The following is a 15492-nucleotide window of genomic DNA, read 5'->3' on the forward strand; positions in this document are numbered from 1 at the left end:
CGGGCGAAGGGGGTGGCACCGGTCGTCGTCGAGGGGGTCGGCGCACGGTGAGAGGATGGGTCCATTGTCCGTGACACCAGACCGCGTCGGCACACCGGCCCGCGCGGCGCACCTCCCCGGGAGGACCCCAGCAGTGGAAGCACTCAGGCTCATGGCCGTGCACGCACACCCCGACGACGAGTCGAGCAAGGGTGCCGCGACGACCGCCCGCTACGTCCACGACGGCGCCGAGGTGCTCGTCGTGACGTGCACCGGTGGTGAGCGCGGCGACGTGCTCAACCCCAGGCTCAAGGACGACCCGCACATCCAGCGCGACATCGTCGAGGTGCGGCGTCAGGAGATGGCGCGGGCGCAGGCCGCCCTCGGGGTCCAGCACACCTGGCTCGGCTTCGTCGACTCCGGCCTGCCCGAGGGCGACCCGCTGCCCGCGCTGCCCGACGGCTGCTTCTACCGTGAGCCGCTCGAGGTGGCGACCGAGGCGCTCGTGCGCGAGATCCGCCGCTTCCGCCCGCACGTCATGACGACCTACGACGAAAACGGGGGCTACCCGCACCCCGACCACGTCATGACCAACCGCGCGAGCGTCGCGGCCTTCGAGGCGGCCGGCGACCCCGAGGCCTTCCCGCACGCCGGCGAGCCCTGGCAGCCGCTCAAGCTCTACTACATCGGCGGCTTCAGCCTCGACCGGATCCACACCTTCCACGAGGCGCTCGTCGCAGCGGGCAAGGAGTCCCCCTTCCTCGTCTGGATCACGCGCGCCGAGGGTCGACCGCAGCGCACGCTGACGACGTGGGTCGAGTGCTCGGCCTTCTTCGACGCCCGTGACGAGGCGCTGCGCTCGCACGCGACGCAGATCGATCCCGATGGCTTCTTCTTTGCCGTGCCCAACGACGTGCAGGCCGACCTGTGGCCGACCGAGGAGTACGAGCTGGCGATCAGCCTCGTCGAGACCTCGCTGCCCGAGGACGACCTCTTCGCCGGGATCCCGGCGAACCTGGCCGAGGCCGACGCCCTCGGTGCGCGCACCGACCTGACCGCGGTCCACGACACCCGGACCGCACCGACCGTGAGGGAGTGGCAGTGAAGACCCCCAGCACCGAGGCCGGCCCCGGGATGTGGGCCTTCGTCGCCTTCTTCGTCCTGGCCCTGGCCCTGTGGCTGCTCATGCGCAGCATGTTCGGGCGGCTGCGCCGGATCAACCTCGCCGAGCGTGACCGGGAGCAGGCCGAGCGCGAGCGGGCCGAGCGAGCCGGGCTGGCGCGCGATGCGTCGGGGGAGGGCGAGGAGCCCTCGTCGCAGGACGCGTCAGGAGTTGGCGATCGGCCCGAAGAGGGCGAGCGTCGCGGCGACGAAGTGTGAGATGAAGGCCAGCACCGTCAGCGCGTGGAAGATCTCGTGGAAGCCGAACCACCGCGGTGACGGGTTGGGCCGCTTGAGGCCGTAGACCACGGCGCCTGCGGTGTAGAGCGCGCCGCCCGCGACGACGAAGGCGAGGATCGTCCAGCCGCCGTGGGTCAGCAGCGGCTTGATGTAGAAGACGGCGACCCAGCCGAGGGCGACGTAGACCGGCACGTAGAGCCAGCGCGGCGCGCCGACCCACAGCACGCGGAAGAGCACCCCGATGATCGCGCCGCTCCAGACGATGGCGAGCAGCGTGATCGCCTGGGTGCGCGGCAGCATCAGCGCGAAGGGGGTGTAGCTCCCCGCGATGATGAGGAAGATGTTGGCGTGGTCCCAGCGGCGCAGCGCGCCGGCCAGACGTCCGCCCCAGCGGCCCCGGTGGTAGACCGCCGAGGTGCCGAAGAGCAGACCGGCGGTGATCGTGAAGACCATCGCGGCGACGCGGCCGCCCTGGGTGGGGGCGGTCGAGGTGAGCACGAGGCCCCCGACGAGGGCCAGGGGAGCGGTGACCAGGTGGAGCCATCCCCGCAGGTGCGGCTTGACCGCCTCGACGAAGGCGTCGACGTGCTCGCCGACGTCGTCGGCGAGCTCCTTGATCTCCGCGCGAGGGGAATCCATGCCGAAGACGGTAACCTACGGCGCCGTAGGTTGACCATGCCGGAGCGCCCTTCGGGCCGCCCGTGTGAGGGGTGACACGGCCCGGCGGTAGGTTGGGCGCACGATCCTCGCCAGGAAGGGACTCGCGCGTGCGCAACCCGCTCTACAGCGCCTACGAGCGCCGCCTCGTCGGCCAGCTCGACGCCGACTCGGTGCCCCGTCACGTGGGCATGATCGTCGACGGCAACCGGCGCTTCGCCAAGGCGCGTGGGGGCAACGCCGACGACGGCCACCGCGCCGGCGCGGCCAACGTGGGCAGCTTCCTCGAGTGGTGCGAGGAGGCCGGCGTCGAGGTCGTCACGCTCTGGCTGCTCTCGACCGACAACCTCACCCGTCCGCCCCAGGAGCTCGACAAGCTGCTGCGGATCATCGAGGGTCTCGTCGCTGACCTCGCGGCCGCCGGCCGCTGGCAGCTGCACGCGGCGGGCGCTCTCGACATGCTCCCGGTGCAGACCGCGGCCGCCCTGCGTCGCGCCGAGGAGGAGACGAGCGAGGTCGAGGGCCTCATCGTCAACGTCGCCGTCGGCTACGGCGGGCGCCAGGAAATCGCCGACGCCGTGCGCTCGTTGCTGCGCGCCCGGGCCGCCGAGGGCGCCACCCTCGACGAGGTCGCCGGCGAGCTGACCGTCGAGGACATCGGCGCGCACCTCTACACCAAGGGCCAGCCCGACCCCGACCTCGTCATTCGCACGTCGGGGGAGCAGCGCCTCTCCGGCTTCCTGCTGTGGCAGTCGGCGCACAGCGAGTACTACTTCTGCGAGGTCTACTGGCCCGAGTTCCGTCGGGTCGACTTCCTGCGGGCGCTGCGCGCCTACGCCGACCGGCACCGCCGCTTCGGCGCCTGACCCTCCCTTCGCACGTCCGTGAGGTCGTGCCTCCCCGCGAAGGGGGAGGAGTGGCCGGTGGGGCAGGTGTGACGGACGAGGGTTTCGGGGATGTGAACTTCTCGTTCGGCGGCTCCGACACGCCCGGAACGTGCACGGCCGCGGTGGTGCGCGGTCGTACGTTGACAGTGACGGACTGCACACCGCAGGCCGTCCGGGAGGCCTCAGGTATGGAGCTGCTGCTCAGCAGGAGGGGCCGGACCCGGCCCCGGCTCTCGCCGTCGGCCCGGTCCCGGCACCAGCACCGAGAGTAGGCGCGTGCGCGCCTGCCGGCGCGGCGCCCGTGGAGGAGACCGACGTGGACGACCTGATGACCCAGACCGTCACCCCCTCGCTCGCGCAGCCCGAGGGCGCGCCCGACCCGGTGGACCTCCCGCCCCAGGACGAGGGCCGCCGCACCTACGTGCTCGACACCTCCGTCCTACTGTCCGACCCGCGGGCGATGCTGCGCTTCAAGGAGCACGAGGTCGTCCTGCCCGTCGTCGTCGTCACCGAGCTCGAGGGCAAACGGCACCACCCCGAGCTGGGCTACTTCGCCCGCACCGCGCTACGGCACCTCGACGACCTGCGGATCAGCGCCGGCCGCCTCGACGCGCCGGTCCCGGTCGGTGACGACGGCGGCACGCTACGGGTCGAGCTCAACCACACCGACCCGATGTCGCTACCCTCCGGGTTTCGCCTCGGGGACAACGACACCCGCATCCTCGCCGTGGCCAAGAACCTCTCGCTCGAGGGCTGCGACGTCACCGTCGTGTCCAAGGATCTGCCGATGCGGGTCAAGGCCTCGGCGGTCGGCATCGACGCCCAGGAGTACCGCCACGAGCAGAGTCGCTCCGACTCCGGCTGGACCGGCATGGCCGAGCTCGAGATGGCGGCCGAGGAGGTCGACCACCTCTACGAGACCGGCCGCGTCGAGCACCTGGCAGCTGCCGAGCTGCCGTGCCACACGGGGCTGAAGATCATCTCGCCGCGGGGGAGTGCCCTCGGCCGGGTCGGGGCTGACAAGCAGGTGCGCCTCGTGCGGGGCGACCGCGACGCCTTCGGCCTGCACGGCCGCTCGGCGGAGCAGCGCATCGCCCTCGACCTGCTCCTCGACCCCGACGTCGGCATCGTCAGCCTCGGCGGTCGCGCCGGCACCGGCAAGAGCGCCCTGGCGATGTGCGCCGGGCTCGAGGCGGTCATGGAGCGCCGCCAGCACCGCAAGGTCGTCGTCTTCCGCCCCCTCTACGCGGTCGGCGGCCAGGAGCTGGGCTACCTGCCCGGCAGCGAGCAGGAAAAGATGGGTCCGTGGGCGCAGGCGGTCCACGACACCCTCGGCGCGCTGGTGTCGAAGGAGGTCGTCGAAGAGATCATCGACCGCGAGATGCTCGAGGTGCTGCCGCTCACCCACATCCGCGGCCGCAGCCTCCACGACGCCTTCGTCATCGTCGACGAGGCCCAGAGCCTCGAGCGCAACGTCCTGCTCACCGTGATGTCGCGCATCGGCCAGAACTCCAAGATCGTCCTGACCCACGACGTCGCCCAGCGCGACAACCTGCGTGTCGGCCGCCACGACGGCGTCGCCGCGGTCATCGAGACGCTCAAGGGGCACCCGCTCTTCGCCCACGTCACTCTCACGCGCAGCGAGCGCAGCCCCATCGCCGCCCTGGTCACGGACCTGCTGGAGGGACTCGACGTCTGACCCGCGACGAAGGGGAGGTCCGCCGACTCGTGCAGCCGGCGGACCTCCCCTTCGCGGCTCGGCCGGGCCGCCTGACGGCGTTGGTGTCGCCTGGTCCCCCTTCTCCGGGCAACCAGGTGGCGTCAACGCCGACCGGTGACACCAACGCTGCCGAGTGACACCGCATGGGCCATCAGTCGCCCAGCGCCACCGCCTTCGTCCACACCCCACTTTTGCGCCGACGGCCGGACGTCCGCTAAGGTCTCAAAAAGGTAACGGCCGGGTCGATCCCCTGACGACATCGGCACACACAGCCACTCACTCGTTGAGTGGCTGTTGCATGGAAGGAGCTGGTGTCGTGAAGTCGAGCGACTACACGCCCAGGCACGGCGCCGCACGCGCCCGCAGCGACAAGGGCGCCTCGCTGCGCGCCGCGATCCGGCGTCCCGTCGTGGGCGGAGCCATCGCCGTGGCGATGCTCGGCTCGGTGGGCGCCACCGTCGCCCTCGGCGACCCCTCGCACGACGCGAAGACCGCTGCCCCGGCCGCCGAGAGCTCGAAGACCATCGCCGTGTCCGACGCCATGGCCGCCGACACCACCCGCCTGGCCGAGGACCGCCGCGCGACCAACGTCTCCCGCAGCGCCTCCCGTGAGCAGGACCGTCTGGCCACCGCCGCCGCGAAGAAGAAGGCCGAGGCCAAGAAGGCCGCCGAGGCCAAGCGCAAGGCCGCCGCCAAGAAGGAGGCGGCCGAGCGCAAGCGCAAGCAGGAGAAGGCGAAGCCGGTCAGCGAGCGCGAGTTCACCGACGCGGAGATCAAGCAGATCCAGGCCGACCCCGCGCCCTACGGCAAGGAGCTCGCCGCCGAGTACGGCTGGGGCGACGACCAGTGGTCCTGCCTCGTCAGCCTGTGGATCGGCGAGAGCAACTGGGACTACAGCGCGACCAACTCCTCGTCCGGTGCCTACGGCATCCCGCAGTCGCTCCCGGCCAGCAAGATGGCCACCGCCGGCGACGACTGGAAGACCAACCCCATCACCCAGATGGAGTGGGGCATGGACTACATCAAGACCTCCTACGGCGACCCCTGCGGCGCCAAGGCCTTCTGGGACAGCAACGACCCGCACTGGTACTGAGCCACCCAGCACGAAGCCCCCGCGACCACCAGGTCGCGGGGGCTTCGTCGTGGACCGACCAAGGCGGGGCGATGGTGATGTCGGCGCACATCAAGCCGAAGTCGGGCACGACAACTCCTGCAGGGCGATGACGAAGGACTTCGGCGGGCGCCGACGTCACCATCACCCCGCCGGACCGGGCAGGCAGGCTGGACCACGCGGGCTCGGAGGCGTGGAGGCTCGGAGGCGTGGAGGCGCTACAACTTGCGCAGCCGGATGCGGCGGACCTGGTGGTCCGCCCCCTTCGTCAGGACGAGGGTGGCCCGGCCGCGGGTCGGCAGGACGTTGTCGAGCAGATTGGGCTCGTTGATCGTCTCGAAGATGTGCAGGGCACGGGCGCGGGCCTGCTCGTCGGTGAGCTCGGCGTAGCGGTGGAAGTAGGAGGCCGGGTCGGCGAAGGCGGTCTTGCGCAGGCGCAGGAAGCGCTCGACGTACCAGTGGCGGATGTCGGCGATGTTGGCGTCGACGTAGACCGAGAAGTCGAAGAAGTCGCTGACGGCCAGGCCGGTGCGACCGTCGCTGCGGGTGCCCGGCGGCTGCAGGACGTTGAGGCCCTCGACGATGAGCACGTCGGGCTGGCGGACCACGATGTGCTCGTCGGGAACGATGTCGTAGGTCAGGTGCGAGTAGACGGGCGCCGTCACCTCGGGCTGGCCCGCCTTGACCGCCGAGATGAAGCGCAGCAGCGCCCGACGGTCGTAGGCCTCGGGGAAGCCCTTGCGCTGCAGCAGGCCACGACGCTCGAGCTCGGCATTGGGGAGGAGGAAGCCGTCGGTGGTGACCAGGTCGACCTTGGGGGTGTCGGGCCAGCGCTGCATGAGCTCGCGCAGGATGCGCGCCGTCGTCGATTTGCCGACGGCGACCGACCCGGCGACGCCGATGACGAAGGGGGCCTTGGGCGGGCGTTCGCCGAGGAAGGTCGAGGTGATCCGGTGCAGCCGGGTCGTCGCCGAGACGTAGAAGGTCAGCAGGCGCGAGAGCGGGAGGTAGACCTCCTGGACCTCCTCGAGGTCGATCGGGTCGCTCAGGCCGCGCAGCCGGGCGAGGTCGCCCTCGTCGAGGTTGAGCGGGTGATTTTCGCGCAGGGTGGCCCATGCCTGGCGGTCGAGCTCGACGAAGGGGGAGGGCAAGCTCGTCGTGGCGGCGGTGGACACGCACCCCATTGTGTCCCACCTTTTCAGCAGACGGTCACCGGGCGGTTAGCCTGTCCGCCATGTGCGGAATCGTTGGATACGTCGGCCCCGACACGGGCGCCCGCCCTCTGGACGTCGTCATGGAGGGCCTGGCGCGGTTGGAGTACCGCGGCTACGACTCGGCCGGCGTCGCGCTCGTCGCCGGCGACGAGGTCTTCACGCAGAAGCGTGCGGGCAAGCTCGAGAACCTGCGCTCGGCCCTGGAGGGCGAGAGCGTCCCCGCGGCGGCCACGGCCATCGGGCACACCCGCTGGGCCACCCACGGTGGCCCGACGGACGAAAATGCGCACCCGCACCGCGGTGGCCGCGACGGCAAGCTCGCCGTCGTCCACAACGGCATCGTCGAGAACTTCCACGCCCTCAAGCAGGAGCTGCTCGCGCAGGGTGTGGAGTTCACCTCCGAGACCGACACCGAGGTCGCCGCGCAGCTGCTCGCCGCGGCCTTCGCCGAGTCGGGTGACCTCACCGAGGCGATGCGCTCGGTGGTCAACCGACTCGAGGGCGCCTTCACACTCCTCGCTGTCCACGCCGACGCCCCCGACACCGTCGTCGCCGCCCGCCGCAACAGCCCGCTCGTCGTGGGTCTGGGCGAAGGGGAGAACTTCCTCGGCTCCGACGTCGCCGCCTTCATCGGCTACACCAAGCAGGCCGTCGAGCTCGACCAGGACCAGATCGTCACGATCACCCCGTCCTCGCACACGGTGATGAACTTCGACGGCACCCCCGCCGAGGGCAAGCCCTACGAGGTGACCTGGGACGCGGCCGCCGCGGAGAAGGGCGGCTACGACACCTTCATGGAGAAGGAGATCAACGACCAGCCGCACGCGGTCGGCGACACCCTCCTCGGGCGCACCGACGCCGAGGGCCGTCTCGTCCTCGACGAGCTGCGCATCGACGAGGACAAGCTCAAGCAGGTCGACCGGATCACCATCGTCGCGTGCGGCACCGCCGCCTACGCCGGCATGGTCGCCAAGTACGCCATCGAGCACTGGACCCGCATCCCCGTCGAGGTCTCCCTGGCGCACGAGTTCCGCTACTGCGACCCGATCGTCTCCGAGCGCACCCTCGTCGTCTCGATCAGCCAGTCCGGCGAGACCGCCGACACGGCGATGGCCGTGCGGCACGCCCGTTCGCTCGGCGCCCTCACCGTCTCGGTGTGCAACACGCACGGCGCGACGATCCCGCGCGAGTCCGACGCCGTGCTCTACACGCACGCCGGCCCGGAGATCGCGGTCGCCTCGACCAAGGCCTTCCTCGCGCAGATCACCGCCTGCTACGTCCTGGGCCTCTACCTCGCGCAACTGCGCGGCCAGACCTACGCCGACGACGCCAAGGCCGTCATGGCCGAGCTGCACGAGGTCCCGGCCAAGATCGAGGCGCTGCTCGGCACCATGGACCGGGTCGAGGAGATCGCCCGCTTCATGGCCGACACCCGCTCGGTGCTCTTCCTCGGCCGCAACGTCGGCTACCCGATCGCCATGGAGGGCGCGCTCAAGCTCAAGGAGCTCGCCTACATCCACGCCGAGGGCTTCGCCGCCGGTGAGCTCAAGCACGGCCCGATCGCCCTCATCGAGCCCGGCCAGCCGGTCTTCATCGTCGTCCCCGGTCCGGACACCCCCAATGACCTGCACAAGAAGGTCGTCTCCAACATCCAGGAGATCCGTGCCCGGGGTGCTCGCACGCTCGTCATCGCCCAGGAGGGTGACGACGAGGTGCTGCCCTTCGCCGACGAGGTCATCCGGGTGCCGCACACGTCGCCGCTGCTCCAGCCGCTGCTCACCGTCGTGCCCCTCCAGGTCTTCGCGCTGCACCTGTCGACCGCCAAGGGGCTCGACGTCGACCAGCCGCGCAACCTCGCCAAGTCCGTCACGGTCGAGTGACCCCGTGATCGTCGGGGTCGGCATCGACGTCGTCGACATCGCCCGCCTCGGCGAGCGGCTCGAGCGCACGCCGGCGCTGCTCGACCGCGTCTTCACCGCGGCCGAGCGTGACCTGCCGCTGCGGTCGCTCGCCGCGCGCTTCGCCGCCAAGGAAGCCGTCGGCAAGGCTCTGATGACCCCCGGCGACCTGCCCTGGCAGGGCGTCGAGGTGACCTCCGGTGTCCACGGGGAGCCGGTCCTGGCGATCAGCGGCAAGGTCGCCGAGCGCGCCGAGGCCCTGGGCGCCGACCGGCTGCACATCTCGCTCAGCCACGACGGCGGCATCGCGACGGCGATCGTCGTCGCCGAGACCGACTGACCCCCCCCTTCGTCCACCACGGGCGAAGGGGGCGGACCGTCACCTCCCGCAGCCGGTAGCGTCGACGGCGTGATCACCGGCTACTCCGCCCCGACCATCCGCGCCGCCGAGGCGTCCCTGCCCGAGCTCCTCGAGAGTGGTGAGCTGATGCAGCGGGCCGCCCGCGGGGTCGCGCGCGTGACGGCCGGGCGGATGCGCGAGCGCGGCGCGCGCACCGTCACGGCACTCGTCGGCCCGGGCAACAACGGCGCCGACGCGCTCTACGCCATCGCCCGCCTGGCCAAGCGCGGCTTCGAGGCCTCGGCCGTGTGCATCGACACCACGGCCTCGCAGGTGCAGACCGAGGCCGCCGAGCTCGCTCGGCAGCGCGGAGCCACGGTTCTCGCCGCCGACAGCCGCGAGGCGCTCACCGCGATCTCCCGGGCCGAGGTCGTCCTCGACGGCATCACCGGCATCGGGGGCAGGCCGGGACTGCCTCCCTTCGCCCGGCCGTGGGTCGACGCGATCCGTGACCGGGCCTGGGTCATCTCCGTCGACACCCCGTCCGGGCAGCCGGTCGAGGGTGGCGACGCGCTCGCCGACGCGGTCTTCGCCGACGAGACCGTGACCTTCGGTGCGCCCAAACCGGTGCACCTGCTGCCCCCGACCGAGGCCGCCTGCGGTGTGCTCACCGTCATCGACATCGGGCTCGACCTCACCGAGGCGACGCCCGCCGTCGTGCGGATCACCCCCGACGACGTGCCGCTCCTGTGGCCGGTGCCGGGGCCCGACGAGGACAAGTACTCGCGCGGGGTCCTCGGGGTCGTCGCCGGTGGTGAGCAGTACACGGGCGCAGCGGTGCTCACGACGACGGCGGCTGTCACCGCCGGGGTGGGCATGGTCCGCTACGTCGGCACCGAGGCGCCGACCGCGCTCGTGCGGGCGGCGGTCCCCGAGGCCGTCCACGGCGAAGGGAGGGTCCAGGCCTGGGTCGTCGGGCCCGGTCTCGACACGACCTCGACCGCGCCGGGCGCCGACGCCCAGCTCGCCGCTGCTCGGGCCGCGCTCGACTCCGACCTGCCCGTGCTCGTCGACGCCGGTGGTCTCGACCTCGTCACCGGCCGACGCGATGCGCCGACCCTGCTCACACCGCACGCGGGGGAGTGCGCGCGGATGATCACCCGGCTGCGGGAGCGCTCGACCGAGCTGACCCGCGCGGAGGTCGAGGGCGCACCGCTCGAGCACGCCCGGATGCTCGCCGGGCTCACCGGTGCAACGGTGCTGCTCAAGGGGAGCGCGACACTCGTCGTCGACGTCGAGGGGCCGGTGCACGTGCAGGACGACGCGCCGGCGTGGTTGGCGACCGCGGGGTCGGGTGATGTCCTCGCCGGGCTCGCCGGAGCCCTGCTCGCGGGCGGGCTGGAGCCGGCCGAGGCAGGCTCGCTCGCCGCGCTCGTGCACGGACGCGCCGCCCACGACGCCAACCCCGGGGGGCCGGTGCGGGCACTCGCCGTGGCGCACGCGCTCGGCCCGACCGTCGCCGCGCTGCTGCGCTCCTAACCCCGGGCCGACTCCGCCCACCAGTTGACCCCGCCGTCGACGGCGTGCTCGTCGATGCGGGCGAGCTCCTCGTCGCTGAAGTCGGTGTTGCCCAGCGCGTCGAGGCTGTTGTCGAGCTGCTCGACGGTGCGTGCGCCGACGAGCAGCGAGGTGACGCGCTCGTCGCGCAGCGCCCAGGCCAGGGCCATCTGCGCGAGGGTCTGACCGCGCTCCTGGGCGAGGGCGTCGAGCGCGCGGATGCGGGCGATGTTGTCGTCGGTCAGCTGGTCGGCGATGCCGGTGCCCTCGCGGGCGGCGCGCGAGTCCTCGGGGATGCCGCCGAGGTACTTGTTGGTGAGCAGCCCCTGGGCGAGCGGGGTGAAGGCGATCGTGCCGACCCCGAGCTCGTCGACGGTGTCGAGCAGCTCGTCCTCGATCCAGCGGTTGATCATCGAGTAGGACGGCTGGTGGATGAGCAGGGGAGTGCCCATCTCGCGCAGGATCGCGTGCGCCTCGCGGGTGCGCTCCGGGCCGTAGGAGGAGATGCCGACGTAGAGCGCCTTGCCCGCGCGGACCGCGGCGTCGAGCGCGCCCATTGTCTCCTCGAGCGGCGTGTCGGGATCGAAGCGGTGGCTGTAGAAGATGTCGACGTAGTCCAGGCCCATCCGCTCAAGCGACTGGTCGAGCGAGGCGAGCAGGTATTTGCGCGAGCCGCCGCCCTGCCCGTAGGGGCCGGGCCACATGTCCCAGCCGGCCTTGGTCGAGATGATCAGCTCGTCGCGGTAGGGGCGGAAGTCGTCGGCGAAGATCGTCCCGAAGTTGCGCTCTGCGGCGCCGTAGGGCGGGCCGTAGTTGTTGGCGAGGTCCATGTGCGTCACGCCCCGATCGAAGGCGCGCCGCAGCACCGCCCGCTGCGTCTCGAGGGGCTCCGCGTCGCCGAAGTTGTGCCACAGGCCGAGCGAGATCGGGGGCAGGAGCAGGCCCGAACGGCCGCACCGGCGGTAGTCCGTGGCGTCGTAGCGGGTGCGGTCGGCCTGGTAGTCGTCGGCGCGGTGGGTCATGCCTGCCAGTCTGCCCCCCTTCGCCGATCTAGACTCGGTCGGTACCCATGGACATCTCGACCCCGCACCCTGCCCTGCCGTCCGTCGCGACTCCCTCGGTCCTGCCGAGCGATGCGCCGACCGACGGCCTGTCCGCGTGGGCGGACATCGACCTCGACGCGATCCGCGGCAACGTCGCCCGCCTCGGCGAGCTCGCCGGTGACGCGGACGTCATGGCGGTCATCAAGGGCGATGCCTACGGCCACGGCCTCGTCCCGGTCGCTGGCGCGGCCCTGGCCGGCGGCGCGACCTATCTGGGCATCGCCCAGCTCGGCGAGGCGTTGGCTGCCCGTGCCGCTGGCATCACCGCGCCGATCCTCACCTGGCTCTTCCCGCCCGGGGCCGACCTCGCCGGTGCCGTGCGGGCCGACATCACCCTCTCGGCCGGTGCCCCGTGGGCGCTCGCCGAGATCGCCGCGGCGGCCCGGGCCACCGGGCAGACGGCCCGCGTCCACCTCAAGGTCGACACCGGCCTCGGGCGCGGGGGCGCGTGGCGCGAGGACCTCGCCGACATGCTCGTGGACGCCGCCCGGCTCGAGGCCGAGGGCGTGCTCGACGTCGAGGGCATCTTCAGCCACTTCGCCTACGCAGACGCGCCCGACCACCCGACGGTGCGGGCCCAGCAGGAGACCTTCGGCGCGATCCTCGGTGACGCCGAGCGCGCCGGTCTGCGCCCGCGCATCCGCCACCTCGCCAACTCCGCGGCGACCCTGACCAACCCCTCGGCGCGATTCGACATGGTCCGCCCGGGGGTCTCGATCTACGGCCTCTCGCCGGTGCCCGACATCGGTGGGCCCCCCCACTTCGGCCTGCGCGAGGCCATGCGCGTCGTCGCCCGCCTCATCAACGTCAAGGACTGCCCGGCCGGCCAGGGTGTCTCCTACGGCCACCAGTACACGACGAAGGGGGACACCCGCCTCGGCCTCGTGCCGCTCGGCTATGCCGACGGCATCCCCCGGCACGCCTCGTGTGTCGGCCCGATGCAGGTCCACGGCCGCCGCCACACCGTCGCGGGACGGGTGTGCATGGACCAGATGGTGCTCGACCTGGGCGCCGACAGCCCCGCCGTGGCCGGCGACGAGGTCGTCCTCATCGGCCGCGAGGCCGACGGCGAGCCGACCGCCCAGGACTGGGCGGCCGCGATCGACACGATCAACTACGAGATCGTCACCCGGCTCGGGCCTCGCGTCCCGCGTCGCTACCTCGGAGGCCAGTGATGGACGAGCACGAGCACGGCGGCATCGGCAAGGCGGCGGCGACCGGCATCGGCCTCGCGGCCGCGGCCGTCGGCGGTGTGGCGATCGCCGGTGCGGGCTACGCAGGCCGGTCCGCGGTCAAGCGCTCCCGCGCCTATGCCGTGACCCCCCACGACGAGGTGCACGTCTTCCCCTTCGTCACGGACAAGGTGCAGGCCGTCCCGGCCAACGACGGGGTCGTGCTGCACGTCGAGGTCGACGAGCCGGAGGGCTGGACCCCGCAGACCGGGCCGACCGTCGTGCTCGTCCACGGCTTCGTGCTCAACCTCAGCTCCTGGGTCTTCCAGCGGCGCGCGCTCGTCGACGCCGGCTACCGCGTCGTCAGCTACGACCAGCGCAACCACGGCGCCTCCCAGGCCGGCGACCTCGAGCGCTGCACCATCGACCAGCTCGGCCAGGACCTGCGGGCCGTCGTCGACGCGACGACCCCCGACGGCGAGATCGTCCTCGTCGGCCACTCGATGGGCGGCATGACGATCATGAGTTTCGCCGGTCGCTATCCCGAGCTCACCCGCGACCGGGTCCGCGGAGTCGCCCTCATCGCGACGAGCGCCGGCGGCGACAGCCTCGTGCACGTCGGTCTGGGCAAGATGCTCGACGGCGTGATCACCCGCTTCGGTCCGGGGTTCCTCGGTGGGCTCGGCCGTCGCGACGGCGTGTGGGGCGGCATGCGCGCCGCCGGTCGCGCCGTCGAAAACCGGGCGATCCAGCGCTACTCCTTCGGCACCACGATGCCCAAGGAGATGCTGCGCAAGCTCGCGACGATGATCTTCGGCACCCGGCTCGACGCGATCGGCGCCTTCCTGCCCGAGCTCGACGAGCTCGACGTGCGCGACAGCCTGCCCGGTCTCGTCGACACCCCCGTACTCATCGTCGCGGGGTCCAAGGACGTGCTCACGCCGCCGGCGCACAGCCAGGCGCTCGCCGACGCCCTGCCGGCGGCCGAGCACGTCGTCGTACCCGGCGTGGGCCACCTGCTCCAGCTCGAGAGGCCGGGGCCGGTCACCGACGGCATCCTCGGTCTGCTCGAGCGCAGCCGCGGCGAGGACGCCGAGCGCGACGCCGAGCGGGCCAAGGCTGCCGTCAGCGAAGGGACCGCGGAACCCGCGACGGAGCGCACCGCATGAGTCTGCTGCTGCCCGACGCGGACACGACCGTCGCCGCCGGTCGCCGACTGGCCGACCTGCTGGGGGCCGGCGACCTCGTCGTGCTCACCGGGGGCCTGGGCGCCGGCAAGACGACCCTGACCCGTGGCCTCGGCGAAGGGCTCGGGGTGCGGGGCGCGGTGACCTCCCCGACCTTCGTCATCGTGCGCGTCCACCCCTCGCTCGTGGGGGGCCCTGAGCTCGTCCACGTCGACGCCTACCGCCTCGGTGGCTCCGCCGAGCTCGACGACCTGGACCTCGACTCCGAGCTCGACGAGGCCGTGACCGTCGTCGAGTGGGGTGCCGGCCTCGCCGAGGGACTGGCCGACGAGCGGCTCGAGATCACCCTCGTCGCCGACCCGGCGACCGAGGCACGGACGCTCACCGTCACCGGTGTCGGCGCACGCTGGGCAGGCGTCGACGTCGAGTCCCACCTGCAGGAGACCGTGGGCGCGACGACCCGCACGTCCGCCGACGAAGGGGGAGTGCCGTGAGGCTGCTCGCGCTGGACACGGCCACTTCGGCGATCTCGGTCGCCGTCCACGACGGCGAGCGGGTGCTCGCCAGCCGCTCCGTCGTCGACGCGCGCCGGCACACCGAGCTGCTCGCGCCGCTGGTCGTCGAGACGCTCGCGAGGGCAGCGACCGCCGTCGACGAGCTGACCCACGTCGCCGTCGGGACGGGCCCCGGGCCCTTCACCGGCCTGCGGGTCGGTCTCGTCACCGCGCAGACCCTCGCCCACGCGCGGGGCATCACCGTGCACGGGGTGTGCTCGCTCGACGCGCTCGCCGCCGCGGCTGCCGCCGGCGGGCACGAGGGCGAGCTGCTCGTGGCGAGCGACGCCCGGCGCAAGGAGGTCTACTGGGCCCGCTACCGCTGCGCTGCGGGTGGGATCACGCCGCTCGACGAGCCTGCCGTGACCCGGCCCGCCGACCTGCCGGACGACGTGCGCGCGCTGCCCACCGTCGGCCGGGGTCCGCTGCTCTACTCCGACCTGCTGGCTCACCCGCTCGACCTGGCGGGTGAGGGGGCCGACGCCGCCCTGCTCGACGTCGACGCCGGGGTGCTCGCCGCCCTCGCCGCCCGGCGCATCGCCGCGGGCGAGAAGATGCCCGTCGAACCGCTCTACCTGCGCCGCCCCGACGCGGTCGCGCCCGCGTCCACGGCGCCGATGTCCGCGCTGAAGCCCTCACCCCGTCAGCAGCAGCGCGACCTGCGGCAGGGCGAGCGGGCCGGCCGCGGTGCCGAGGCGAGCCAGTGACCGCG

The 15492-nt window shown here is 72.4% G+C and carries 15 protein-coding genes; 12 read left to right on the top strand and 3 right to left on the bottom strand.

Annotation, left to right across the window (positions count from 1 at the left end):
* Positions 1–151 precede the first annotated feature (151 nt).
* Together mca and B9B60_RS05440 are read left to right on the top strand one after the other, a co-directional pair.
* Positions 152–1084: a mycothiol conjugate amidase Mca gene (mca, locus tag B9B60_RS05435; protein WP_084450191.1), complete on the top strand. Its 933-nt coding sequence runs from the start codon at positions 152–154 to the stop codon at positions 1082–1084.
* Entirely contained in the window at positions 1081–1359 is a 279-nt protein-coding gene (locus B9B60_RS05440) for a hypothetical protein (protein WP_084450192.1), read from the top strand. Before mca ends, B9B60_RS05440 begins: the two co-directional genes overlap by 4 nt.
* Here B9B60_RS05440 and trhA read toward each other — a convergent pair.
* A complete protein-coding gene (gene trhA / locus B9B60_RS05445; RefSeq protein ID WP_084450193.1) occupies positions 1306–2019 on the bottom strand; it encodes a PAQR family membrane homeostasis protein TrhA in 714 nt (237 codons plus the stop codon). The genes B9B60_RS05440 and trhA overlap by 54 nt on opposite strands.
* A gap of 128 nt (positions 2020–2147) precedes the next feature.
* On the opposite strand from trhA, the gene B9B60_RS05450 reads away from it, so the two are divergent.
* The 3 genes from B9B60_RS05450 (at position 2148) to B9B60_RS05465 (ending at position 5737) form a co-directional block, all read left to right on the top strand.
* Positions 2148–2903, top strand: a complete 756-nt coding sequence (locus B9B60_RS05450; RefSeq protein WP_200811162.1) for an isoprenyl transferase — start codon at positions 2148–2150, stop codon at positions 2901–2903.
* A 481-nt stretch (positions 2904–3384) separates the two neighbouring features.
* Positions 3385–4623, top strand: a complete 1239-nt coding sequence (locus B9B60_RS05460; protein ID WP_234993772.1) for a PhoH family protein — start codon at positions 3385–3387, stop codon at positions 4621–4623.
* Positions 4624–4960: 337 nt separating this feature from the next.
* Entirely contained in the window at positions 4961–5737 is a 777-nt protein-coding gene (locus B9B60_RS05465) for an aggregation-promoting factor C-terminal-like domain-containing protein (RefSeq protein WP_084450196.1), read from the top strand.
* A gap of 236 nt (positions 5738–5973) precedes the next feature.
* On the opposite strand, the gene coaA is transcribed toward B9B60_RS05465, so the two are convergent.
* The gene (gene coaA, locus B9B60_RS05470; RefSeq protein ID WP_234993759.1) at positions 5974–6930 is read right to left on the bottom strand and encodes a type I pantothenate kinase; all 957 of its coding nucleotides are present in this window, start codon (positions 6928–6930) and stop codon (positions 5974–5976) included.
* A 59-nt stretch (positions 6931–6989) separates the two neighbouring features.
* On the opposite strand from coaA, the gene glmS reads away from it, so the two are divergent.
* From glmS to B9B60_RS05485, 3 genes are all read left to right on the top strand, one after another.
* Positions 6990–8849: a glutamine--fructose-6-phosphate transaminase (isomerizing) gene (gene glmS / locus B9B60_RS05475; protein ID WP_084450198.1), complete on the top strand. Its 1860-nt coding sequence runs from the start codon at positions 6990–6992 to the stop codon at positions 8847–8849.
* 4 nt (positions 8850–8853) lie between these two features.
* Positions 8854–9207, top strand: coding sequence for a holo-ACP synthase (locus B9B60_RS05480; protein WP_084450199.1), 354 nt, complete (start codon positions 8854–8856; stop codon positions 9205–9207).
* 69 nt (positions 9208–9276) lie between these two features.
* Positions 9277–10746 (top strand): bifunctional ADP-dependent NAD(P)H-hydrate dehydratase/NAD(P)H-hydrate epimerase, encoded by a 1470-nt coding sequence (locus tag B9B60_RS05485; protein ID WP_234993760.1) that lies wholly within the window; start codon positions 9277–9279, stop codon positions 10744–10746.
* Here the strand turns inward: B9B60_RS05485 and mgrA are convergent.
* Positions 10743–11786, bottom strand: a complete 1044-nt coding sequence (gene mgrA / locus B9B60_RS05490) for an L-glyceraldehyde 3-phosphate reductase (RefSeq protein ID WP_084450200.1) — start codon at positions 11784–11786, stop codon at positions 10743–10745. The genes B9B60_RS05485 and mgrA overlap by 4 nt on opposite strands.
* A 47-nt stretch (positions 11787–11833) precedes the next feature.
* Between mgrA and alr the strand changes: the two genes are divergently transcribed.
* From alr to tsaB, 4 genes are read left to right on the top strand one after another with little or no spacing between them, the layout of a single operon-like run.
* The gene (gene alr, locus B9B60_RS05495) at positions 11834–13042 is read left to right on the top strand and encodes an alanine racemase (RefSeq protein ID WP_084450201.1); all 1209 of its coding nucleotides are present in this window, start codon (positions 11834–11836) and stop codon (positions 13040–13042) included.
* On the top strand, positions 13042–14208 hold the full coding sequence (locus tag B9B60_RS05500; protein WP_084450202.1) for an alpha/beta fold hydrolase: 1167 nt from the start codon (positions 13042–13044) through the stop codon (positions 14206–14208). Before alr ends, B9B60_RS05500 begins: the two co-directional genes overlap by 1 nt.
* Complete coding sequence (tsaE, locus tag B9B60_RS05505; protein WP_084450203.1) at positions 14205–14720, top strand: tRNA (adenosine(37)-N6)-threonylcarbamoyltransferase complex ATPase subunit type 1 TsaE; 516 nt, start codon at positions 14205–14207, stop codon at positions 14718–14720. Before B9B60_RS05500 ends, tsaE begins: the two co-directional genes overlap by 4 nt.
* Positions 14717–15487, top strand: a complete 771-nt coding sequence (gene tsaB, locus B9B60_RS05510; protein WP_084450204.1) for a tRNA (adenosine(37)-N6)-threonylcarbamoyltransferase complex dimerization subunit type 1 TsaB — start codon at positions 14717–14719, stop codon at positions 15485–15487. Before tsaE ends, tsaB begins: the two co-directional genes overlap by 4 nt.
* Positions 15488–15492 lie beyond the last annotated feature (5 nt).

The sequence above is a fragment of the Janibacter indicus genome, from assembly GCF_900176385.1.
GTDB classification, from domain to species: Bacteria; Actinomycetota; Actinomycetes; order Actinomycetales; family Dermatophilaceae; genus Janibacter; species Janibacter indicus.

Coding starts and splice junctions, on each gene's coding strand:
- B9B60_RS05460 (WP_234993772.1), top strand. CDS start 3,385: ATGCTGCGCTTCAAGGAGCACGAGGTCGTCCTGCCCGTCGTCGTCGTC.
- B9B60_RS05500 (WP_084450202.1), top strand. CDS start 13,042: ATGGACGAGCACGAGCACGGCGGCATCGGCAAGGCGGCGGCGACCGGC.
- tsaE (WP_084450203.1), top strand. CDS start 14,205: ATGAGTCTGCTGCTGCCCGACGCGGACACGACCGTCGCCGCCGGTCGC.
- mca (WP_084450191.1), top strand. CDS start 152: ATGGCCGTGCACGCACACCCCGACGACGAGTCGAGCAAGGGTGCCGCG.
- glmS (WP_084450198.1), top strand. CDS start 6,990: ATGTGCGGAATCGTTGGATACGTCGGCCCCGACACGGGCGCCCGCCCT.
- trhA (WP_084450193.1), bottom strand. CDS start 2,019: ATGGATTCCCCTCGCGCGGAGATCAAGGAGCTCGCCGACGACGTCGGC.
- mgrA (WP_084450200.1), bottom strand. CDS start 11,786: ATGACCCACCGCGCCGACGACTACCAGGCCGACCGCACCCGCTACGAC.
- alr (WP_084450201.1), top strand. CDS start 11,834: ATGGACATCTCGACCCCGCACCCTGCCCTGCCGTCCGTCGCGACTCCC.